Here is a 20,452-nt window from a genome sequence, read left to right on the forward strand (position 1 = left end):
AATCACTTCTTACGATTATTTTTGTAATGTTTTTTTGCTGTTTTACTACGCTCAGAAACAACTTCTCCCAATTCTTTTTCAAGCAATCCGATGATTGTGAAAAGGGCTTTTGTGCTTTTGTTGTAAAAATTATAAACGCGATTACCTTCACCATTTCCAAGAATCACATCTAGCGTAGTTACGGCTTTATTTTTTAATTCATCCATTTCGGATTGAGTAAATTCTTTGAATTCTTTAGTTTCACTGTCATTTTCATCCATTTTTTCAAGTTTTGAAGTCATATTTTTTAATTGGTCTGGAATATCAAAAGTCGTTAAATCAGTTAAGACTTTGTCAATTTCATCTGAAATTTGAACTTCATATACTTTTCCTGCAATTCTCACAGATTTTGTTAGCGATAATTTGGCATCTAAGTCAATTACATTGTTAATAGCCATGTTTTCCTCCTGAAATATAAGAGCAGACAAGCCAATCGCTCATCTGCTCTAAAATAGTTTTATAGTGCGGTGACAGTTAGTGCACATTCTGCGTTTTTATTTCCATCTACCGTTTTTACTGTAATTTTTGTTGTACCAGCTTTAACAGCAACTACTTTACCTTTTGTATCAACTGTGGCAATGGTAGAATCAACAGCTGACCAAGCCACATTTTTATTTGTTGTGTTTGTAGGTAGAATAGTCGCTACTAGCGTCTCATTTGCCCCAACAGCGAGCGATAACGTTGTTTTGTTCAGCGTTACGCTTGTAGGGCTAATTACTCCCCCGCTTCTTCTAAGACCGGCTTTCCATTAAATGCAAGAGTGAAACTAAATGTTTGTTTAGCATTAGCAGCACCACCAAATGGCACGATAGACGTCATAGTGACAACTGCTTGAACTTTATTTCCTTTCGCGTCAGTCCAACGAGCGAGTGTGCGAAGTTCATCACCAATTGACAAGAAATGTTTTGCAACAAAATCTTGTGCTTTATCCCCGAAAACTCGATGACCAGAAATGGCAAACGTAATATTTTTACCTGTTACTTCCGATTCAGTAAATCCTTCTCCGTCGTAATACGGAGTAGCATCAGTTGTATCGGCTGCTGCAGGTGTGATATTGCTAATTCCTGCTGCAAGTAAAGCAAAATCTGCACTTTCGATTGCATCTAGTGATTTATTGCCAGCTACGTCAATTTCTACTTTATTTTTAAAGTTTAGTAAAAACTCTTTGCTTGGAGCTGGGTCAGCAAATGTTTGTAGGTCCATTGGTAAAATATTTTTCATTAGTAAATTCCTCCTAAAATTGATGAATCATGATTTTTACATCTAGTAAGTATGTTGATAACCCTTCGCTGTCCTGTTCACTTACGAAAGGAGTATCGCTTATTTCAATTCCAATAAATTCAAAACTATCATTTTCCGATTGAATCGAAGTCAGTTTTTCTAAATAATTTGATATTAGCCACAGAGCCCTATTCGCTTTTTCTTGGTCTTTCGTATTAAACCCAATTTCATAAAGCATTTCACGTTCTCTAGTTCCGTCAAAGTATTCTTCTGTTGTTCGGCTTCCTGGAAGTGTATAAACACACAAGGTATCTTCACCGTTTAAGAAACCAATTGAACATGGCATCGGCATTCCTTTAACAGAATCAATAGAATCGGCTAATCGTTCTAAGAGATCCACTATAGTTGCCCCCCTTTAATGAACGCCTTTCGCCAGTCATTGATATGTTTTGACTTAGCACGTAAATCCCAACGTCTACCTGTTCCAGGAGTTGTGTATCGTTTGATACGAACTAATCGACCTGTTTTAGTAACAATTAGCCCTCGAAACTGCGTTTTAGCATATGGAGCCGTGAAAATAATATGATTATCACGAGTATAAGAATCACGTCTTAAGTGACCTTCCTTTTTTGGCACGTATAGATTCATATCTGCGTGCGCTTGGTTAGTCATAAAGTAAGAAGCTTTTTCTAAATTAACGACCGAAAGCTTTCGTTCTACTCCATTTTTATCAATTTTTACATGAAGCATCACAGCACCTCCAACTCGTATGAGTAAACTTCATTACTAAATGGATTCCGATTATCTACGATAGTCACTAAAGAATAAGTTTTGCCCTCAAAAATAATCTCAGAACCCACATGCTCCTTTGAAATTTCAGGCATAGGACTTGAAACATTAGAAAATAAAAAAGCGATAGCATTTGCTACCACTTTCCTATTATTATTCGAACCACTATATACCGTTTGAGGTTGGAAGATCATATTTTCGATAGTAATGTCATCTTCAAAAATCGGTTTTTGCCATTTATCGCTTCCTTTTTTTAAACGAAGAATAATTGACTGATTACAGAATTCTTTTGGCATCTGTGGAATCATTTATAATCAACTCCTCTGTATAAAAGACCTGTCCGAAGCAATTCGTCATATGCCTCAGATGAAACCAAAGTCCTACCATAAGTGGCAGAATTAGAGTTTCCTGATTCAACACGCATCCGACCAATACTAACACTTGACGGTGAACTGCTCAATAACTCTTGTAGAGAAGTTTTACCACCAATTGAATAAAGGTATTCCGTTTGAATGGCCATTGCCGTTTTAAATTTCAGAACTCGATAGCTGTTTGTATCGAGTTCTAATTTATTTATTAGGTAATAGTCAGATGTTAAACGATCAATATGCTGTTCAGCGTATGGTTCAAGTTCATCGAACTTATTTTTATCTTGAATTTTATTGAAACGAAGTTTTTTGTATTCTTCGAATGTTAAATAGCTCATTTAAGCACCTCACAACAAAAAGGAGAGGTTACTCAACTTCTCCTTTTGTTTCAGCATTTTTTAGCAATTCAGTTAGTTTTTGAGTTGAAGTGTTATTCGCAAACTCTACACCCAATTCTGTTAACTTTTGTTTTAACTCGTCACGATTTGGTTCGTTACTGTTCTCTAGTTCTGCAATGCGTTGCTTCAATTTTTCGTTTTCAGCTAACAATGCATTGTACTGTTTAACAGTATATGTTTTTCCGCCAGTTGCTGATTCGACAACTTTATAAGCTGTTTGAGATTCGTCTAATTCGACAATGTCATAACCTTGAGCTTTATAAAAATCTTTGTCAGTGTCATCTACAGCAATCACTCGATTCCCTTTTTTTGCCTTCATTTTTATTCACCTCCACCGCTTGTTTGTGCAGGAGTTACAACAAACGAAATGCCATCTGTTTTGGTTTCAAACAAAATTACATCGTCATATGATTGTTCATAGTATAAATAGTTACCCGAAGTGGAAGCAGAAGGTTTATCTAAACCAGCGAATGAATATTTTTCTGGTGCGCACATGCATGGAATGTGAATTAGCATCATTTGGATAGTTTGAGCTGTTGGGTCTTCAACTGCACCTACAGTGAAATCATAAAGAGTTTTCATGTATGCTGATGGAACGGCTGGTTCAATCGTTACTTCATCTAAACGATTTACCGCACGATCAATCACACCGTTATTATTTTGAACAGATAAAGTACGTTGCAACCCTTGAGCGTTTTTCAAGATTTTTTTAACAGTCGGTGTAACGTATAATGAACGTCCTACAGCTGGAACTGCTGCTTCATCCATCGCTGTCATCATTTCATCAAATTGTGTCAAGATATTTTCAGTAGTCAATTCAAGTTCAGTAATTCCTTTTCCACCGTCTTTTGCTTTTTTCAAAGTATAAAGAGACGAGAACATTTGTTTATCTTTTTCAGGAATTTTCTCTGTATCATTGTATGTTTTAGTAATATTAGCAATTGAAGTAACAAAATTCGTTTCGTCAACATCTAATGGATCAACCAAAGTATCCCAGTAACGTTCATTTTTCAATTCGTAAGTTTCCCACTGGTTTTCATAATTTGCTCCTGCAGTTGTGATGGAACGACGTGTGCGGTCTTTACGTCCACCTTTGATTAGTAATTTAGGAACTTTAACGGTTTTCGCTCCTACCCATTTCAATAAACCATTCGATGGAGAATTCCATAGTTTTTGAGAATATAGAATCCCATTTTCTGAATAACGTTTTTGCAGTCCTTGTTGATATGCTTCTGCATAATTCAAAGTAGCATTATCAGCGAACATTTGTAGCTTCATTGGTAAAATCATTTTGTTTAATGTTTCCATGTGTATTTTCCCTCTTTCTTTATTTTGGAATATCGTTCGTCATTGCAGCAATCATTTGTGCAGTTGCGTCGTCTTGGCTAGGTGTAGCAGTACCAGAAGCGTTACCGTCAAAAGTCGCCTTTTTGTCAGCTGGTGGCGGAGTAGATGTGTCCTGCTCAAACAAATAAGCATCACTTTCTTTGAGTGCTGTTAGTTGTTCTTCAAGTCCTTTGATTCCTTCATCTGATAGCTCTAATTTTTCGTTATCTAACAAAGCTTTTGCAGCTTTAATATTTCGAGCGCCTGCTTGGGTTAAAGCCAATTCAACAGCAGAAGTTTTTTTGATTTCTGCAATTTTGGTTTCTGAATCAGATTTAGCCTGATTGTACTTTTCTTGAAGTTCAGACAGTTGAGTGGTAAGTTCTTCATTCCCTTTTGCCGACTTTTTCAAAGCATCAAGTTCAGATTGATTCGCATCTAACTGCTCTTTGTATTGATTTGCTTGTTGCTCTGCAGTTGCAACATTACTATTCAATTCATTAACAGTTGTCCCATGTAGAGCCATAACAGAACCAATCTGTTCATCAGTTAACCCTAATTCTTTCAGTTGTTCACGTTTCATTTTGTTTCCTCCTTCGAATATTTAACGTGGCAACGACCACGAGAGTATAAAAAATAAACCTTTTAACGCCGTGTTCAGGGCGATAAATTCTAGTTGTTCATATCATTTAATATTTGTTGCTTTCCAACTTCTAGCATTCCTACAAGTGGCAAACTACCTTCTTGGCTAAAATAAGTTTCAATCAAACCAGAAGGAAACTGCACTGTAATTGATATTTGTTCAAAGTCCTTTGCTTCAGCAATTACCCATTTCAGAAACTCTTCATTTGTTTGCCCACGCTCTTTTCTTCTTTTTGCTTCTTTAAATTCCACTTATTTAGCCTCCTCTTTAGAAATATTTACTACTAACCCATCAATTTCTAATTGCCTAGGCGCATATTCAAGCACTACAGTTGGATATTCACCAGCTACACCCTCGATTCTGATATTTTTAAGATGTCTAGCATCTATTGGCTCGCCATCAACTAAAATGTCATAGTTTCCAACGTGCATCTTATCTCCTCGAGCTGTACTTTTCTTTTTGATAATCAACTTTTTCATGACGTATCAGCCCTTTCAACTTAAATAAACTTGTTCTCTGCTATAATCACGAGTTAAAAAGTCATGTTCTTTGACCAGTTCTCTTATTTGACTTTGCTTATAGCGAATCATATCTTTGCACTTCTTTTGCACCACTTCATCATTCAATGCTTTTGCAGATGCTAAGCGTTTCTTCTGGTAACGAATATCACGCTCTAATTTCCGTTGTTTTTGTTTGATTTCAGCATTTTTTTGTACTTCTTTGGGATCATATTGAGGCTGGTTATTTGTATTTACTCCTGGTATTCCAGGGTAAAGAATATGAGAACAATTAGTACCTTGTGTTCCCCATGGCTCACCATATCCGTGATCGTAGATTGAAGGTATATGGTGAAATTCTCTTGGTGCCTTTGATTTTGGCACTGTAAGAACCCAGTCTCCTTGTATCCCTGCGCACGCTTTTCTTGCTGATGAATGACTACTCATTAAAGCAGTGACACAATCGAAATCTTTCATTCGCTTTAAACGTAAATCGTTAAATGTTCGATGTGTAGTGCTTTCAATTACAGTACGTGAATAAGCTTCCATCGACCACTCACGTCCAGCTTTGTCTTTAAAACCAGATTTAAGTCCTTCATCGACCATTTTATACACGTTATCTCTTACAGCCTGTTCATGCGTTTTTAGACCAGTTAGGGTTTCTAGGGTCGATTGCTTAATGATTGCTTGATAAGCTCTCATCGTTGAATTTTGACTATAATTTGAAGTGATTAACGTTTGATTCACATTATTGTTCAAATCTAGAAACGTTTGATTTAGAAATGAATCAAGAATTTCATTTATTTCTTTCGTGACAGGTACACTTTTTTTAAGCATACGTTCTAATTCTTTATCTATTTCATTCACAATTTGAATTCCATTATCAACAATCAATTTCTTAATTTGATTTTGCGATGACTTTGTATAAAGTGCTAGCAACTTAATGACTTTATCATTCAACACACCCATTAAATTAAGCTGTTCAATTTGCCAAAGCATCACATTTTTCTTATCAACTTTACTGATATCGCGTTTAAGCAATGTCTTAATGATTAAATTAAAGATTTTGTCCTCTAATAACGAGTAAACGTTCGTTATCGCATCAGCTTGTTTTTGCATTTTTTCTGGAGTAATCACTCTAATCACCTACATCAAACATGGCGTCTTGGTTACGCCTGTCGTTAGTTCCTGCCTCTTGTGATGGCATTTCGTTGGTTAAATCACTTAACCACTCCTCTAATTCTTCCTCAGTCAGATTATAATTTCTAATTAAAAATTGTTTTTTCGGCATGACACCAGCAACCACCGCTTTCAAGTCATCTTCTTGCTGTTTATCTTGATTGACAAAAACGCCATCTTCAAAACTCACGTTAACAACATAACTTTCGTATTCTAATTCAATGAGTGGCATTTGCATACTAAAGAATTCTTTGTATCCTGCCAATTCAAAAATAGAGTGAATCAGTTCATTGATAGCTTTTTCCACCATCGTCAAATAGCTTGAACGAGTTTGATACGTCATTGAATTATTAGAAACAATTTCAGTGGCTGTTTTTAGTCCATCATCAGCATAGTTCATGGAACCAACTGACAATCCCACTTGAACCTCAAACTCTTTAATGAAATGGCTAATAGCATCTTTATATTGAACAGTACGAATAGCCGTTGTAATGTCTTGTACACCTACACGTTCAGCGCCGTACATACCAACGAAAACGTTCTGTCCACTATCGAACATCGGAGGATGTGCTTCATCTGTTTTTAAGAATTCTGCAGGAACTACTACTCGACGTTGTCCCATGTCAATTTCCCATGTGAATTGATCGTGAGTAGAATTGATTGTGTCTAATACTTCTCTAGCATTATCGACAATACCCAATCCAAGCGGGCTTTCTAGCGATTTGTTATTTGCTCCAGGCGTGCGGAAATAAACAAAAAGTGGGCGTTTGAGTCCTTCCAACGTTACCGTTTCTGCTAAATCAGGATAAATCGTTTCGAGTGGTACTTGTTTTCCCACTGAACTTTCTAATTCTGATTTATATAGTTCATTCGTGATAACGTAATTACCGTTCACCCACTCGTGAAATTCAAGCAATGTGTAATAATAGTTTATATTGCCCTCTGATTGAATTGAACGTGTTGCTATTGCACATTCACTAACTTCATTTGTGTTTGATCGCAGTGGATAAAACTGATCTGCACGAATCCATGAAATTTTAATTTCATCATTATCGACATATGGACGCATAGCAAAACCACCTGCCGCAATACCTTTTTCAAGGTTCAGTTCAAATAAGTTATAGAAGTTATTCGCGTATAGCGTTTTTTCTAAGAAGGCATTTGCTTCATCTAAATTGATAGTGTTTTCTGTCTTTGTGTCTGGTGTGTTAAGCGTTACTTTACATTTCTCATTAAAAATAATACTTGCTAATCTCCTTGAAGCTGTTTTAGCAACATTCAAAGAATTGAATTGGCGGTTCATACGTTCACCGTAAGAGTCAATATATTTGACTTGCGGAAAGTCAGCAGCATAATAACGAAAGTCTTCTGCTATTCGCTCATACTCCTTTGGATCAATTCCGATTTTAGGATGATCTGTAATCTTTCCAAGTTCTCTACCGTTAATTTGCATACCTGCACGTTTCACTCCTTTCCTAAAAAAGTTTTTAATTCGTTGTAACACTCCCATTTTCTCACCTACCATTTCAGACCCAAGTCACCGAGATTGTCTTTCACAAAATATTGGAACTGGTCACATGTGTGATCAGCTATTTTAATAACTTTAGGATCATCCGATTGTAATGTATCTTCGTCCCATCGATAATCTCGATGTTCTTTGATAAAGATTTGATTAGCCTTTGTGTCCAAATAAAAAAACCTACCTTGAGCCAGTAAGTTTTGAACGTAGTCAATCATATCCACTTTTTTTGCTTTAGCTACTGCATGAAAAGCTGTACCGTAATCTTTATAGTATTGATTTTTTAAAGCTCCTTCAGCCGAGTCAATTGTAATCTTATAAGCGAATTTATTATATTTTGTTTGGCACTTCTCAATAAATTCATGTAAGTCTTTTGCTAGTTCGTCTGGTGCTTTCTTATTCACTTTTCCTTCTGGCGAATAGTAATAAGTGTCTAATAGAATTACATTGCCTTTCCTCGTAATAGCGTAGCAACCGCATGTAGTAGCAGAAATCTGGTGACCACTATCAATAGAGAAACTTATTTGTGTAATATAGTCATCGTTTGGCAACTCATCAATCGGATGGAAGTGATCCATATTATAGATGAGCGTACCTAACCCAATTACTTCACCTAGATACAGCCACTTATAATAATCTTCGTCATTTTCACGATAAGTTTGAATGAGCTTTAATTGTTGCGGATCAGTAAAGCCAAGCTCATCATCTAAATAAGTTGAGTGGTCCACTAAATGGTCATCTAACCTCATACATTTCTCTACCCATTCGTTTACCCAATCATATGGATTTTTAGGCGGGTTCCATGAATAGTAGACTTGCACTTGATCCACCCAATGTGAACGTTGACGAATGAAAGTGGCGTTCGTTTGATCGAATACTTCTGCACTTTCAAAGTTAGCAGCTTCTTCATACCACAACGAGATAACATCACCGATTGCATTAGACTTAAGTTTTAAAGGGTCGTCAACGCCATAGAAGTAAAAAGCAGAACTCGTTTTTTTATGGATAATTCGCAGTGGAGATGTACGAAATCTATATTCTTTAGATATACCCAACATAGAAAGAGCCCATTTTATCTGCTCATAAACAGCATCACGCAAGTACTTGTGTTGACTCATCATACATACTACATTCACTTTATGCTTAGCTTGTGTGTGTTTCTTCATTTCAGTAGCCAATTTCAAGCTAATAACCGATGACTTAAAAGAGCCACGCCCGCCCTTCATCAAAACATAAGGACACTTTGTATGCCAAACTTTATAAAAATGTGGGTTAATCATCCCAGTTAGCTTAATTTGAGTTTGTTTCTTCTTGGCCATCATCGCCATTTGAATCAACCTCACTTTCGACTAATGGAATATCATCAACGATGACCGTTGATTCCGGTACATCATCGCCACCATTCAGCTCTCGAATTTCAGCATTGAGTTTTTCCATTTGCGCTGTCATCAAGTCTGCTCGTTTGCTTTGTACATTTAATTCAGTCATTTGTTTAATTGCTCGAGTTAACTGTGCGCTTATTCTAGTTAAACCAGCTTCGATGGCTAAAATATCATCTATCTTTCGATGAGTCTTTCTAGTAATTTGAACATCTTGCATCACTTCTCTTTTGACTTCAAGCATTTTCCCATTTACATCTACTGGCGTTTTAATCTTTCGCAATTGCTGTAGTCGTTCAATCTCTTCTTCATTTAGACCAGATTCAGCTTTTTTAATACGTTGCATCATTCTAAGTTGCCTTATCTTTAATAGACGAACTTCTTCAGATAAGATATAAAGCGGGTCGTCTTCAAAACTGTAGTAAATCATCCGCTCCTCATCTGATAAAACATCAGCAAATATCGTTTCATATTCACCTGTTTTGAGTGCGTTCTTGTTTCTCTTCGGAGGAGATGCACGACTATTACCCTTATTACCTTTTGCATTCTGATTACCAAATGGAGCGCCACCTTGATTAGTAACGTTACCTTTTGCATTGGTAACATTACCTTTCAATTCAGCACTCCATTTATCAACTGATTTCCATTTTCTAACCTGTGAATCTGAAACATTGAGTTCAGATGCAATTTCTTTTAATTTCTTTTCACCATTCGAGTCTAACCAAATTTTCTTGGCTTCGTCACGTCTTGGATCACGTTGTCTTGCCATTCAATACACACCACCTCACAATCTTTTTAGGTTGAGTTTTGTTTTCTAATTTTTACAAGATGCAAACATTTAGTAAGCTATTTTTTCAACTACTTTCTTATTCCCATTTAATATCTGAAAATCTCCATTGCTTACAAACATCGCAAGAATATGCAGTATTTCCTTTTTCTGATTTTTTTACTTTTCGAACTCTAGATAATCTTTTATCTCTATCCCAACAGACTGAACAAAACACATCTTTTCCTTTGGTATATACCCCATTCCTGTACTCCAGTTCAGCGTCTAAAATTTCATTACTCTCTAACTCATGAATTTTATTTCTTAAATTCCTATTTTCTTCTTGCAAGTCATAAACTGCACCTTGAATATCTAATAAAATAGATTTTAATTGAAGATCATTCGCTCCTGTAGCAATATTTTTAGCATCAGTCAGCATTTCTTTTAAATCCAAGTATCCCATTAACAAACACTTCCTTTATTTTTGTTGTTAAATTAAAGATACTCTAATATTTTTTACTTCTCAATATCTTTCAACATAAGGTCAGCTTCAATCAATATTTTTAAATCGGAAACTTTATCTAACTTGATTTCACCTGATTGTAGATTTTTAAGCCACTTTCCTAAGGCAACACGAATAATCTTTTTGTATTCGTCAATCGATTCTGCCTTCTCTACAGCCTTTTTAATCTCATAGTCTAAATCAAAGTTTTCATTTTCCATTGTGCAAGCACCTCTACATCTGATATGATGCTAAAAGACACAGAACTGTCTGAAACGCACGCGTGCTAGCTTCTGTGTCTTCGAGGGCTTTTGGTTCTCGTTGAGTAGTCGAGTGTTAGCGCACTCGGCTTCTTTTATTTCAGTTTAGTTTTATTGCTTGTTCACCTGTAAATTCTTCCCATCTACGAATAATGACATCTACATATCGAGGATCTAACTCCATTAAATACGCATGACGTTCGTTTTGTTCACATGCAATCATAGTTGTACCACTTCCACCAAACGCGTCTAAGACTTTATCGCCCTTTTTAGAACTATTCTTAATCTGATAATCAAATAGAGGTACTGGCTTCATTGTTGGATGATCTTTGTTGGCTAACGGCTTATCAAACTCTAAAATGGTTGTTTGTTTTCTATCTCCACGCCACTTGTGACTTCCGTCAGACTTCCATCCATATAAACATGGTTCATGCTGCCAATGATAGTCTTGTCTACCAAGCACAAAAGCATTTTTACACCATATGAGTTCTTGTTTAACTAAAAAACCTGAATCAACTAATGCTGTAACAAAATTCACGACCTCGGATGATGCATACCATACATAAAAAGATGCGCCTTTAGATAAATTGCTAGCCACTGCATCAAAAGCACTTTTTAGAAACTCATAGAATTCAATAGAAGTTTTGTTATCGTTTTGTATAGTTAATGCATCTTCTGTTTTTCCTTCATAGTTTACGTTATACGGCGGATCAGTGATTAGCATATCTGCCTTTTCTCCATCCATAAGTCTTTCTATTTGGATGGCATCTGTACTATCACCACACATCAATCGATGATGACCCAGCTGATAAATATCTCCCAGTTTTGCTTTAGGTTTTTCAGGAAGTTCAATCTCAAAATCATCATCAACAGATTCAGTTTCCATATCTAGCTTCATATCGTATTGATCAATAACATCTTGAATCTCATCTTCTGCAAAACCAGATAAATCTAATGAATCATCATCTAGATCTTTTAATAAAATAGCGAGTTTGTCTTCATCCCACTGACCAGAAATCTTATTCAAGGCAATGTTAAGAGATTTTTCTTTCTCTAATGGTAAATCAACAACAGACACTTCTATTTCATCAAACAATTCCAAATCTTTTGCCACAGCTACACGTTGATGCCCACCAACCAAATTTCCAGTTTGCTTATTGAAAATCGGCGGATCCACAAAACCAAATTCAAGAATTGACTTTTTTAGTTTTTGATACTCTTCCATTTCTGGAACAAGCTCAACTCGTGGATTGTAGTCTGCAGGTTTCAGGTCTTGCAGTTTCATTTTTATAATTTCCATATTTTCCTCCAAAATAAAAAGCCTCTTATAAGAGACTTTTTATAAAAATCCTTTTACGTAAATGCCAATGGAATCATTTAAGTTAATACCAAATTTCTTTTCAAAATTTGCATATGCCTTCATTTTTCTTTCATGAGTTTTCGCATTAATAATTCGATTATATGCTTTTCTCCATTCGTCATTGTTTTTAATTTTTTCGGCTAATTGTAATGCGTTCATTGTTATCATTCTCCCTTATTCTTTTGTTGTTAACATATTACCTCCTCAGGGAAGAACATGTGTTAAGGACCATGATTGATTCGTTAAGAAAACCCACAAAAATCACACATACCTGGATAAGTTAGCCTGTATATTCTGTTCGTTGAAATAGCCGTGCCCACAATAAACCAGTCGACAGCTATCTAGCTCGAAAGGAGTAGCTTCTCTTGTCATTTCGATGACTGAGTATTTCTTTTTGATTTGAACTGATTGCACATCACGAATTGGATCATCGTGATTTGGATGAGGATATTTGTTTGATAGTGATACATACCAGTAACTCCTCATCGCGTGGCCTTCTCTCTATCTGAAATCAAGTCATTGTAAAGAGCGTTAGCTCGTTCCTTTCCACAACGCAATCTACGTTGAATAGTTCCAATTGTAAATGCTTGACCTTGACCAACCTCTTCGAAGTCATTTTTTAATTGCTTCATTTCCTCAAAATCTTTAGTAGTATATTCTTTCATGAGTTCAATCCTCCTTTCAAACAAAATAAAAAGACCACTCAAAGAGCGATCTCATATGTACTAGCAATCTACACAAGCCCGACGTCGCGCTTCTCCTCCCTACCACAGCCTCGATTGCAATGGAAATGCACCTAATAAATTGTGACCATCATTTATGAAGGTTGCAAAATATAAAGTCGCTGACAAGGAATCGAACCTTGTAAGTTGTATCTAATACATAGATGAGTGTTAAACATTCCGCCACATAAATAAGATGGACATCTATCATTGATAGATGGTATAATGTTCTAGGACAATTTAGTAGGAGTTAATTATGTTAGTTCTACTATCAATCATGGTTAAAATATTGCAAGGTATTTATTATACTATGCTGATTTTATCTGTGATAAAAAAAAGGAAGATCAGTTAATTACTGATCTTCCTTTTTTTATACAAGTAAGCATCAATGCTTAATAAATGGAAGCTTTAACGATGAGGGAGACTTCCTCCCTTACATTTTATTTTGTCGAAGACCTATCACCAATCTCTCGACACTATCATAATATCACCGTAAAACGAACCAAAACCGCCACGTTTCCGCCAAAAAACCGCCAAAATTCACAGGTATACAATTAGTGATCCATGTTTGTATGCCTCAGCAAATTCAATCAATGCTTCTGATTTCATACGTTGAACACTTCTTTCTGAATAACCAATTTCACGACTAATTTTGTAATTCGAATAAGTATCAGTCGCACAGTAGCTCCAGTACAGTATTTGACGACTATTTAAGCTTAATGACATAAGTCCAGTTAGTATTGCGTCGCGTTCATTCTCTATATCTACTAATTGAATAACTGCGTCCTCTGCTTTGTTACTATAACTTCCACTTTTCGGCATATCTGTAATTATTGGTGATTTAACATCTACCAAAGAGCGACCAGCCAGTCTTTCTAAACGTCTAAAGTTTTTAAGTACATCTCTCGCATTGCATCTTGTCTGTCTGAAATCTACCTCTCGTAGTAACTGCATCAAGTCAAATCGCTCCTTTTTTGTGCTATAATGTCATTGACTAGATAACATTAAGTGCTGAGCGAAAGCTTAGTGCTTTTTTCATTTACCTCTTTCATGATAAAATCATCGAATAGCGAATTGGAATGTTCGTTATACCATATACAAGCGGAGTTGCCTGACGGAAAACGGGCAACTCCATTCTTCAATATTCTGTTAGGTAGCGAGTGGTCAGCTACCTTTTTTTATTTGTCCGAATACTGATTCACCATATCGATTGCTTTTTCAGTCTCGCAACTCTGCGGTGTTTGTTGTTCATTTTGATTCCTCCTTTTCAGAAATTATTGAAATTGCTTAAACATAATATTTATTGTTTTGATATAATTTAATCGTTAGTGAGTAACCGACAAATTAAAGAGGTGTTCAAAATTACTGACAACGATTTTACAAAGATTCCTATACCACAAAGCACTGTAGAAAATTTAGTAAATCCTGCTACAAAATCTACTGGAAATGCTTTACAGACTGTAGTTGATGCTTTCTTCCATTTCTCATTAGATGGACTTAGAAGATACAACATAGTAAAAGAAAAGGACCTTTTGGATTTTCAAAAAAAAATCTACGAAAAAACTGAATCAATCCCTGAAGAAAATAGAGATGATTCAAAAGTTGGATTAGCTTTTAAATCTCTTGAAGACTCACGATATCAATTAGACGAAGAACTCATGAGAGAATTATTCTCTAATTTACTAGTTTCTACGCTTGACGATAGAAAAAATAATAAAGTTCTTCCTTCTTTTTCTCATATCTTATCTAACTTAACCAACGCTGATGCACTGTTTCTAAAAAAAATCAATGACAGTCATGGTGCTATGCCTTTAGTCCAAGCAACTTTACATGAAGTAAATGGTTATAGAAGTTTACCGATTCTTAAAAATACTGTTCTCTCCGTAGAGGGCTTTGACACTAACTCCCGCACTGTTTTAGATACCCTAGAGATGTTTGGCTTGTTAAAAATTGATCAAGAACTATCTTTAGGAAGCGACTACCATGAGGCAATGTATACTTCTTTCGAAAATACTGAGTTTATTTCCAATCTGAGAAATATGCCACCTCGAGAAGTTGGGGGAATAATGTTTCAAGAACCAATAATACAAAAAGGAAGAGTTGATCTTACAAATTTAGGGCGTGATTTTGTCAATATAGTATTTCAAAAATAGTAATTTTCTATCAATTATTTCGTCGTGTTTCTTTAGTTCATCAGCTAAACTTTTGCTGTATATTCTTAAGATTATCGCTTGAAAAATAAAATTAAGAAATAAAGATAAAAACAAATATTTTATCATTTGTCGGCCTCCTAATTTAAATATTTTTTTGAATTAAAATCGTTAATCCATAAATCAATTCTTGTTTATTCATCGTGTTCCTCCTAGTAATACCCGATTTTTTGAACTTTATTTTCTGGACACTTGCCAAAACTTTGAGTAGCCAACAAGTCAAAGTTCGGCTTCTTACGTTTTGGATCAATGCTCTTTTTATGAACGAGGTATCGAACGCCTCTTTTATCTTCAACGACTACTGTATTTTCTAGTTCGCTAACTATTTTGCCTTTGATTGTTTCACCGTAAATTGAAATATATTCCATCATTTATTTACCTTCTCATATCTGCGACCTTCGCTATCGCTAGTTTTGTCTTTTATTTTTTGTTTAACGGTTGACTTAGATAGTCCTACGAACATCGCTAACGCCGATTGGCTACTAAAGTCTTTTAAACTGCCATCAGGAAAAACAACTCGATAGATTCTTTCGTCAGTTTTTTTAGGCAACTTGTACTTGTTTATCCACTTGTAAGCAGTTGTTGTGCTAATTCCGTAACAAGTTTTCAAACCAGAAATCCCTTGTTCTTGATAAACCTTTTTAATAGTCTTTTCGTCTTCGTTAAAATGTGAAGAACGATGTTCTTCTAAACCATTTCTACGTCTAACTGCATTGATAATTACATCAGTGCAAGAAAGATATTCTTTTATTTGTTTTTTCGTCATGTTGTTTTTAATTGCTTCGACAACTTCATTTTCAAGTTCTGGATGATTGTTTAGATATTCCTCTGCTCGCTCTTCTGGGCTGAAAATAATTTTGTCGCTTGGTACAAAGCTACCGTCAATAATCGACATCAATTGGTTTCTTAATTTACGTTTTTCTGGCTTTCTGTCCCACTTTGGATCACTATCCATTAAAAGGAGCAACTTCATTCTTGCTTTTTTCTTTTCTTGTCTTGTGACTGTTGACAAAATAAACACCTCAATTTCTAAATGCTTTTTTCACCGTGTAAGCATCATCAATAATTTTTGTTAGCGTGTCTGACTGATAAATACGTTTGCCAGACTTTTTCTTTTCTTGTTCGTAAAGCCATTCAAGCTTAGCTATGGTTTCATCACTCAATGAGTACCGAGGTCTCTTTTTAGGTGGGACATCTATCTTATTCAACTGTCACACCTGCCCTCTTAGCTCTATATTCTGCAAATCTAGCTTCAATTTCTGCTTGTTTTTGCGGATCAAGCTTTTCGTCTTCTTGTGGCTTATCAACCCAATCAGGAAGCTCTTCACGCCTTACATTTTTTTGATAACCAGCGGGTTGCTTGTTCTTTCGCTTTTCCTCTGCACCGTCGATAGCTGACTTGCTAAATAATTTAAGGTTAAAACGATTTTTTAATATGCCGTCCAAATACTTCCATTGGCGAATGTTACTTTCAATAGCAGTATTTACACCATGAATCAGCCAAGCATCTGCTTGTTCAGTAGTTAGACCAGCTTCTTCAAGGTCTTTGAACCAAAAATCAATATTTTGACCCATTGTATTTCCGTAAGGACTACCGAAACCATTCTGTTCCAGATACGAATATATCCTGATTGAATACTGTTCTTTTTCAGTAGTATTTGATTTACTTTGATTTACTTTAGTTTTATTTACTTTACTTTGTGAGTTATTGTTAACATTAACTGTCTTATCTTGTGAGTTATTGTTAGCAATAATCACGTACTTAGTCGGTTTTGGTGATTTTCGTCTTTTTGTTGCTTCAAAATAGGTGGCTTGGATTGATTGACTAGTTAATACCTTAGCCGAGTTAAACAGGTCTTCATTAAAGAATCCCCACGTAACTAAGCGGTTTACAACTTGGTCAAGCAATTCCTTGCTGGCGCCTGGTATTCGTTTCAAAAGTTTTGCTTTTGTCAGCTCATCCCATACAGCGAAGTATCCTTTTTCATATACCGCACATAACAGTTTGATTACTGCAAGCTCACCTTTGATACCAAATTCGCCAGCAATTGCTTCTATTTTTTCATCTTCAAAGATGTGAACATCGAGAGGAAAATAATCAAGACCGTCTTTTGTAGGTCTTGCCACGTCATCATCTCCTAAAAAATCATGCTATTTCTAAGTTGAAATGACCTTCTATCACTTCGTTCTGCTTAAACTCGTCTAACGCCTTCTTAGAAGTCAATTTGAGTTTTAAAATGTCTTCTTCTTCCAACCGAACTGGTATAATTCGATTAGTTTTCACAAAATAGTTCACACCTTGCTGATGCTGTAGTTGATGATGTTCACGACATAGTGCCATCAACAACAATAAGCGGTGATCTGTTTTATTTCTGTTCTTACCTGAGCCCACTGATTGAAAGTGGGCAATATCTGCATGTTTTCCGCAAATACAACATTTTCGATGTTTCAAACATGAGTAAAACCAGTAGTTATCTTCCAGTAGATAGATATAGTCTCCAGGTAGCTCAACATTTGATTCTAAAACAAAATCAATTAAGAAATGAATCCATTCATTTGCCTCCTGTTTTGTTGCTAAGCTATGAGAAAATATTTCTCCTGTTTTGCCTTTGTAATAGTATTTCATCCATGTTTCGGTTTGCTGTGGGTCATCATCGCTATATCTTGCAATATCTCGTATCAATGCATGTGAAAGTGCATTTTGTTTTGAAGACATCTTGCGATTGTCATGTACTTTCACTTCTACATAAAGCTCTTGACCGTCTGACAATAAATTTAAAAAATCACGATTGAGTAATTTTGTTGATTGTATTCGTAACCAGTTATTTTTCACTTCAAGAACTTTTGCTAAAAATCTCATTCTTCCATTTCGACTGTGTAGCCGACATGTAAATCTTCAATTGTTTTTTTGATGATTGAAATTTGTTTTGCTGTTCCTTCAATTTTCAAAGTGAATGAATACAACTGTTCATCTAGTGACTTTTCGCTTATATTCTCATGCAATTCTTTTTGAACTTCGACTGCTGTTTTTGGTTCAACTGCCTGTTTAATTTCAACCTCAGCATTTTTCAACTCTTCTTGTTCTTGTTGAAGTATTTCTTTAGCTGTTGCATCAATTTTTTTGAATATTGCTGGCGCAGTTAGTCCTTCATCAACTAACGTCATCCACGCTCGAGGTTCTAATTTATTCGCTTTAGCATAGCTTTCGACTAATTTCTTATTTTGTTCGACTGCATCTTTTTTCTGTTTCAGTTCGATACAAGTTGCTAAAATTTCTTGTTCAACTTTTTTAGTAAGATTATTTTTTGTAGTAAAGTTTGTTGCGTTAAGCCATTTTGGATTTAATGAAATTTCTAATGGATCCAATCCGTAATTATTTGCTTGCTCTGTTAGTTCAGCCAAAACAATCTCTCTACGACTTTCTTTTTCCTTATTTTCAAAATCTTTGATTTGAGAATCAATTTTACTTGATACTTGTTTGATTTCTTGACTGTACTCTTTGATTTTTTCTTCAAAGTTTTTTAATGGTTCATTAAATTCTTTTTTTACTTCTTTGCGTTTATCATCAATCAACGTGAAAATATTGTTTAGCTCTGTACGGGCTTTTTTTGCATCTTTAATATCTGATTCTTTGAAAATTAAGTTGTCATATTTTTTGACTGTCGCATCAATCAATACAGATAATTGATCCTCGTTCACGATACTAATCGTGCTTGGTGTGTAAGCTACGTCAAACAGTAGCTCTGTTGATAATTCTGTTGTCATCTATAGGTCCTCCCAAGACAATTTATTTTTCATAGATTCTCGATGTTTTTGTTCTTCTTTCATCGCATGATGTTTAAGAAAACCAATAATTTTTGAGTAAGAGTTTTTTTCAATTTGTTTAAAATCAGTAAATCCATTACTTTTTAGAGTTGTCGCTATAACAGAATCTTCTGTAAGATTCGTTAAGCTAGCTATTTGATTAACGTATTCATCGAAAGTCTGTTTAAAATCAGACTGGAGATTATCTTCACTCTTAATGTTTTCATTCTCATCAGCTCCAATTGCTGCGTCGTCATCTCCATCAGCAACAATCCCAAAAGAGCTTGCTAACGAATATCTTTTTGCATAAGTAATGACACTTCCTAAGGCTTGAGGGTTGTTTGTGTTGCACGGAAACCCTAGTGGTCCATAAATAATATATTGACCACTTGAATGATAGACACATGTAGTTATATCAACACGATTATCACTTGTAGTTACATCTTGACCAAAGTCGATACCACTTTCAGCCTCTTGAGATGCAGTTCTTATTGCCTGCTCAATAGCTTTGAGAGTTGCGTACTCAAAGTTCATATTTTCACCTTTTTTTGTTGAATACTTGACTGAGGCATCGAATTTAGGCTGTTTCAATTTACCTTTCAACAAATAGAGACCTTTATAAATTTCATCTGTTTCTTCACTAGTCTTCATCTGTTTCTTCCTCCTCATCAAGATAAGGTTTGCCCCAGTTGGGATCAGTTAGATATTGGTCTAAAGCTTGTTCAAAATTATTCATGAAACATCATCTCCTTCGTTGCTCGACAAATAGCGCAATCACAATCGTTTGTTTTCATAGCTTCTTTGAATTCGTCATTCAACATCATTACTGCTATTGATTGTAGTGACATAGCGCCAGCAAGCATAAGTGCGCTATTTCCATGTTCTAAATCAACAAAGCTTAAAACAACCCCTGCACTATTTTTTTTACATTCGTTTTGTAATTCCGCAATTAAATTTTCAATTTTTTCGTTCATATGATAAAATCTCCTTAGATGTTTTATTTAGTTGCCGATTAGCGATGGCCGTCGCTGGTTGGCTTTTTTTGTTGACTTGTAAATCGTTTTTCTTCTTTGAACGCTTGAAATATCAAGTAAAGAACTAACAATTCCATAAACACAAATCCTGCAAATTTCGGATTGATGATTGCTAGAACTAATTCAACAAGCATTAGAAACAACGCACCTTTTACGTTCATACGAAAGTCTTTTTTCATAATCTCACCTCATTTCATTTGATTAGTTCAACTGGATCAATCTCCAAAGCAGTAGCTAGTTTGACGACTGTTTCCATTTTTGGTGTTTCTTCACCTTCCCAATCATTTTTTATTCTGCTGATGGTTCCCACTGAAACCCCACTCTTCTTAGAAAGTTCAGTTATTTTTATTCTCTTGTTCTGCCCCATTAACAAATACAAGTTTTTGGATAGCCTACGGGCTACTTGCTTCATTTGCTCTTCTGATTTAGTCATATT

34 protein-coding genes are annotated in these 20,452 nt (G+C 35.4%); 1 reads left to right on the plus strand and 33 read right to left on the minus strand.

What is annotated here, in order from left to right; translation table 11 throughout:
* Positions 1-2: 2 nt before the first annotated feature.
* The 23 genes from IGJ93_RS09650 to IGJ93_RS09760 all read right to left on the minus strand — a co-directional run bounded on the left by IGJ93_RS09650 (position 3) and on the right by IGJ93_RS09760 (position 13,922).
* Complete coding sequence (locus tag IGJ93_RS09650; protein WP_270608853.1) at positions 3-437, minus strand: hypothetical protein; 435 nt, start codon at positions 435-437, stop codon at positions 3-5.
* Between the two features lie 59 nt (positions 438-496).
* Positions 497-754, minus strand: coding sequence for an Ig-like domain-containing protein (locus IGJ93_RS09655; protein ID WP_430596846.1), 258 nt, complete (start codon positions 752-754; stop codon positions 497-499).
* The gene (locus IGJ93_RS09660; protein WP_430596583.1) at positions 754-1,260 is read right to left on the minus strand and encodes a phage tail tube protein; all 507 of its coding nucleotides are present in this window, start codon (positions 1,258-1,260) and stop codon (positions 754-756) included. Before IGJ93_RS09660 ends, IGJ93_RS09655 begins: the two co-directional genes overlap by 1 nt.
* Before the next feature lie 13 nt (positions 1,261-1,273).
* On the minus strand, positions 1,274-1,660 hold the full coding sequence (locus IGJ93_RS09665) for a phage tail terminator protein (protein ID WP_430596584.1): 387 nt from the start codon (positions 1,658-1,660) through the stop codon (positions 1,274-1,276).
* Positions 1,660-2,010 carry a minor capsid protein gene (locus tag IGJ93_RS09670; protein WP_195339407.1) on the minus strand — a complete coding sequence of 117 codons (351 nt, stop codon included), beginning with the start codon at positions 2,008-2,010 and terminating at the stop codon, positions 1,660-1,662. Before IGJ93_RS09670 ends, IGJ93_RS09665 begins: the two co-directional genes overlap by 1 nt.
* The gene (locus IGJ93_RS09675) at positions 2,010-2,357 is read right to left on the minus strand and encodes a putative minor capsid protein (protein WP_270346619.1); all 348 of its coding nucleotides are present in this window, start codon (positions 2,355-2,357) and stop codon (positions 2,010-2,012) included. The genes IGJ93_RS09670 and IGJ93_RS09675 overlap by 1 nt, the downstream gene beginning before the upstream one ends.
* Positions 2,354-2,755: a hypothetical protein gene (locus IGJ93_RS09680; RefSeq protein ID WP_430596585.1), complete on the minus strand. Its 402-nt coding sequence runs from the start codon at positions 2,753-2,755 to the stop codon at positions 2,354-2,356. The genes IGJ93_RS09675 and IGJ93_RS09680 overlap by 4 nt, the downstream gene beginning before the upstream one ends.
* Positions 2,756-2,783: 28 nt before the next feature.
* Positions 2,784-3,134, minus strand: coding sequence for a hypothetical protein (locus IGJ93_RS09685; RefSeq protein ID WP_270608847.1), 351 nt, complete (start codon positions 3,132-3,134; stop codon positions 2,784-2,786).
* 2 nt (positions 3,135-3,136) lie between these two features.
* Positions 3,137-4,123: a capsid protein gene (locus tag IGJ93_RS09690; RefSeq protein ID WP_349703241.1), complete on the minus strand. Its 987-nt coding sequence runs from the start codon at positions 4,121-4,123 to the stop codon at positions 3,137-3,139.
* 19 nt (positions 4,124-4,142) lie between these two features.
* Entirely contained in the window at positions 4,143-4,724 is a 582-nt protein-coding gene (locus IGJ93_RS09695) for a phage scaffolding protein (RefSeq protein WP_270376109.1), read from the minus strand.
* Positions 4,725-4,813: 89 nt separating this feature from the next.
* Positions 4,814-5,035: a hypothetical protein gene (locus IGJ93_RS09700; RefSeq protein WP_311798374.1), complete on the minus strand. Its 222-nt coding sequence runs from the start codon at positions 5,033-5,035 to the stop codon at positions 4,814-4,816.
* Positions 5,036-5,263 carry a hypothetical protein gene (locus IGJ93_RS09705; protein WP_311798375.1) on the minus strand — a complete coding sequence of 76 codons (228 nt, stop codon included), beginning with the start codon at positions 5,261-5,263 and terminating at the stop codon, positions 5,036-5,038.
* A 15-nt stretch (positions 5,264-5,278) separates the two neighbouring features.
* The gene (locus IGJ93_RS09710; RefSeq protein WP_311798376.1) at positions 5,279-6,418 is read right to left on the minus strand and encodes a phage minor capsid protein; all 1,140 of its coding nucleotides are present in this window, start codon (positions 6,416-6,418) and stop codon (positions 5,279-5,281) included.
* 1 nt (position 6,419) lies between these two features.
* Positions 6,420-7,985 carry a phage portal protein gene (locus IGJ93_RS09715; protein ID WP_311823826.1) on the minus strand — a complete coding sequence of 522 codons (1,566 nt, stop codon included), beginning with the start codon at positions 7,983-7,985 and terminating at the stop codon, positions 6,420-6,422.
* Positions 7,979-9,307 carry a PBSX family phage terminase large subunit gene (locus IGJ93_RS09720; RefSeq protein WP_430596930.1) on the minus strand — a complete coding sequence of 443 codons (1,329 nt, stop codon included), beginning with the start codon at positions 9,305-9,307 and terminating at the stop codon, positions 7,979-7,981. Before IGJ93_RS09720 ends, IGJ93_RS09715 begins: the two co-directional genes overlap by 7 nt.
* Positions 9,270-10,127 carry a phage terminase small subunit gene (gene terS / locus IGJ93_RS09725; protein WP_430596587.1) on the minus strand — a complete coding sequence of 286 codons (858 nt, stop codon included), beginning with the start codon at positions 10,125-10,127 and terminating at the stop codon, positions 9,270-9,272. Before terS ends, IGJ93_RS09720 begins: the two co-directional genes overlap by 38 nt.
* 97 nt (positions 10,128-10,224) lie before the next feature.
* A complete protein-coding gene (locus IGJ93_RS09730; protein ID WP_430596588.1) occupies positions 10,225-10,587 on the minus strand; it encodes a hypothetical protein in 363 nt (120 codons plus the stop codon).
* 53 nt (positions 10,588-10,640) lie between these two features.
* A complete protein-coding gene (locus IGJ93_RS09735) occupies positions 10,641-10,847 on the minus strand; it encodes a hypothetical protein (protein ID WP_430596589.1) in 207 nt (68 codons plus the stop codon).
* 139 nt (positions 10,848-10,986) lie between these two features.
* Positions 10,987-12,186 (minus strand): site-specific DNA-methyltransferase, encoded by a 1,200-nt coding sequence (locus IGJ93_RS09740; RefSeq protein WP_430596590.1) that lies wholly within the window; start codon positions 12,184-12,186, stop codon positions 10,987-10,989.
* Positions 12,187-12,225: 39 nt separating this feature from the next.
* On the minus strand, positions 12,226-12,405 hold the full coding sequence (locus IGJ93_RS09745; protein ID WP_181914412.1) for a hypothetical protein: 180 nt from the start codon (positions 12,403-12,405) through the stop codon (positions 12,226-12,228).
* A gap of 102 nt (positions 12,406-12,507) precedes the next feature.
* Positions 12,508-12,732, minus strand: a complete 225-nt coding sequence (locus tag IGJ93_RS09750; protein WP_430596591.1) for a hypothetical protein — start codon at positions 12,730-12,732, stop codon at positions 12,508-12,510.
* Positions 12,729-12,911, minus strand: a complete 183-nt coding sequence (locus IGJ93_RS09755) for a hypothetical protein (protein ID WP_430596592.1) — start codon at positions 12,909-12,911, stop codon at positions 12,729-12,731. The genes IGJ93_RS09750 and IGJ93_RS09755 overlap by 4 nt, the downstream gene beginning before the upstream one ends.
* A gap of 597 nt (positions 12,912-13,508) precedes the next feature.
* Positions 13,509-13,922, minus strand: a complete 414-nt coding sequence (locus IGJ93_RS09760) for an ArpU family phage packaging/lysis transcriptional regulator (protein ID WP_430596931.1) — start codon at positions 13,920-13,922, stop codon at positions 13,509-13,511.
* 374 nt (positions 13,923-14,296) lie between these two features.
* Between IGJ93_RS09760 and IGJ93_RS09765 the strand changes: the two genes are divergently transcribed.
* Positions 14,297-15,121: a DUF4393 domain-containing protein gene (locus IGJ93_RS09765; protein WP_430596594.1), complete on the plus strand. Its 825-nt coding sequence runs from the start codon at positions 14,297-14,299 to the stop codon at positions 15,119-15,121.
* Between the two features lie 209 nt (positions 15,122-15,330).
* Here IGJ93_RS09765 and IGJ93_RS09770 read toward each other — a convergent pair whose 3' ends face one another.
* From IGJ93_RS09770 to IGJ93_RS09815, 10 genes are all read right to left on the minus strand, one after another.
* A complete protein-coding gene (locus tag IGJ93_RS09770; RefSeq protein WP_430596595.1) occupies positions 15,331-15,549 on the minus strand; it encodes a hypothetical protein in 219 nt (72 codons plus the stop codon).
* Complete coding sequence (locus tag IGJ93_RS09775) at positions 15,546-16,190, minus strand: hypothetical protein (protein WP_430596596.1); 645 nt, start codon at positions 16,188-16,190, stop codon at positions 15,546-15,548. Before IGJ93_RS09775 ends, IGJ93_RS09770 begins: the two co-directional genes overlap by 4 nt.
* 10 nt (positions 16,191-16,200) lie before the next feature.
* Complete coding sequence (locus IGJ93_RS09780; protein WP_270608815.1) at positions 16,201-16,386, minus strand: hypothetical protein; 186 nt, start codon at positions 16,384-16,386, stop codon at positions 16,201-16,203.
* Positions 16,379-17,305, minus strand: coding sequence for a DUF4373 domain-containing protein (locus IGJ93_RS09785; protein WP_311798406.1), 927 nt, complete (start codon positions 17,303-17,305; stop codon positions 16,379-16,381). Before IGJ93_RS09785 ends, IGJ93_RS09780 begins: the two co-directional genes overlap by 8 nt.
* 19 nt (positions 17,306-17,324) lie before the next feature.
* Complete coding sequence (locus IGJ93_RS09790; protein ID WP_311798407.1) at positions 17,325-18,038, minus strand: putative HNHc nuclease; 714 nt, start codon at positions 18,036-18,038, stop codon at positions 17,325-17,327.
* On the minus strand, positions 18,035-18,943 hold the full coding sequence (locus IGJ93_RS09795) for a DUF1351 domain-containing protein (protein WP_430596597.1): 909 nt from the start codon (positions 18,941-18,943) through the stop codon (positions 18,035-18,037). Before IGJ93_RS09795 ends, IGJ93_RS09790 begins: the two co-directional genes overlap by 4 nt.
* Positions 18,944-19,633: an ERF family protein gene (locus tag IGJ93_RS09800; RefSeq protein WP_311798409.1), complete on the minus strand. Its 690-nt coding sequence runs from the start codon at positions 19,631-19,633 to the stop codon at positions 18,944-18,946.
* 77 nt (positions 19,634-19,710) lie between these two features.
* A complete protein-coding gene (locus tag IGJ93_RS09805) occupies positions 19,711-19,956 on the minus strand; it encodes a hypothetical protein (RefSeq protein ID WP_311798410.1) in 246 nt (81 codons plus the stop codon).
* 38 nt (positions 19,957-19,994) lie between these two features.
* A complete protein-coding gene (locus IGJ93_RS09810) occupies positions 19,995-20,195 on the minus strand; it encodes a hypothetical protein (RefSeq protein WP_270346591.1) in 201 nt (66 codons plus the stop codon).
* Between the two features lie 14 nt (positions 20,196-20,209).
* Positions 20,210-20,449: a helix-turn-helix domain-containing protein gene (locus IGJ93_RS09815; protein WP_270346589.1), complete on the minus strand. Its 240-nt coding sequence runs from the start codon at positions 20,447-20,449 to the stop codon at positions 20,210-20,212.
* Between the last annotated feature and the right edge of the window lie 3 nt (positions 20,450-20,452).

The sequence above is a fragment of the Enterococcus sp. DIV0174 genome, assembly GCF_050529065.1.
Taxonomy (GTDB): domain Bacteria; phylum Bacillota; class Bacilli; order Lactobacillales; family Enterococcaceae; genus Enterococcus_B; species Enterococcus_B thailandicus.